This is a genomic window from Streptomyces sp. NPDC014882 (assembly GCF_043081325.1).
In the GTDB taxonomy this organism is placed as follows: domain Bacteria; phylum Actinomycetota; class Actinomycetes; order Streptomycetales; family Streptomycetaceae; genus Streptomyces.
Genome location: NZ_JBIBWL010000035.1, coordinates 1 through 1,338 on the forward strand (window position 1 = coordinate 1; position 1,338 = coordinate 1,338).

General features: G+C 73.0%; 1 protein-coding gene. It reads left to right on the plus strand.

Going from position 1 to position 1,338, the window contains the following annotated elements; all coding sequences use genetic code 11:
• The coding region (locus ACF09K_RS34295; protein ID WP_392249258.1) for an amino acid adenylation domain-containing protein at positions 1-1,338 on the plus strand (1,338 nt) is incomplete at both ends.

Consider the following 1,338-nt stretch of genomic DNA (forward strand, 5'->3'; position numbering starts at 1 on the left):
CTCACCTACGACGAACTCAACCAGCGCGCCAACCGCCTCGCCCGCCACCTCGTCGGCCACGGCGCCGCACCCGAGAGCGTGGTCGCCCTCGTCCTGCCCCGCTCCCTCGACCTCCTCGTCGCCGAACTCGCCGTCCTCAAAACCGGCGCCGCCTTCCTCCCCATCGACCCCGCCCACCCCACCGAACGCATCACCTACACCCTCCACGACGCCCACCCCGTCATCACCCTCACCGACGGCCTGACCCCCCTCCCCGACACCACCGGCACCGTCCTGCACCTCCACGAACTGCCCCTCGACCACCACACCGCCACCGACCTCACGGACGCGGACCGCCTGTCGCCGCTGGAGGTGTCTCACCCGGCCTACGTGATCTACACCTCGGGCTCGACCGGCCGCCCCAAGGGCGTGGTCGTCCCCCACCACGGCGTCGGAAACCTCGCCTCCGCCCAGATCGAACGCTTCGCCATCACCAGCGACAGCCGAGTACTCCAGTTCGCCTCCCCCAGCTTCGACGCCTCCGTCTCCGAGGTCTTCACCACCTGGCTCGCCGGCGCCACCCTCATCACCACCACCACCGACCACCTGCGCCCCGGCACCGACCTCGCCCACACCGTCCACCACCAGCACATCACCCACGCCACCATCCCCCCCGTCGCCCTCACCGCCATGGACCCCTCCGACCTGCCGACACTGAGCACCCTCGTCACCGCCGGCGAAGCCGTCCCCGCGCAGACCGTCGAAGCCTGGGCACCCGGCCGCCGCATGATCAACGCCTACGGCCCCACCGAAACCACCGTCTGCGCCACCATGAGCACCCCCCTCACCGCCACCCCGGCGGACAGCGTGCCCATCGGCGGGCCGATCGCGAACGCGCGGGCGTACGTGCTGGACGCGGGTCTGCGCCCCGTCGCCCCGGGTGTGACGGGTGAGCTGTACGTGGCCGGTGCGGGGCTGGCGCGCGGCTACCTGAACCGGCCGGGTCTGACGGCCGAGCGGTTCGTCGCGTGCCCGTTCGGGTCGCCGGGTGAGCGGATGTACCGCACCGGAGACCTGGTGCGGTGGACCGCGCCGGGCGAACTGACCTACCTGGGCCGCACCGACGACCAGGTCAAACTCCGCGGCTACCGCATCGAACTCGGAGAGGTCGAGACGGCCGTCCGCAACCTGGCCGGCGTCCGCCAGGCCGCCGTCACCGTCCGCGAGGACCGCCCCGGCGACCGCCGCCTCGTCGCCTACGTCGTGGCGGACGGCGACGGCACGGCCACGGACCCGGCGGCGCTGCGGGAAGCGCTGCGGGCCTCGCTGCCGGAGCACATGGTCCCGGCCGCGGTCGTC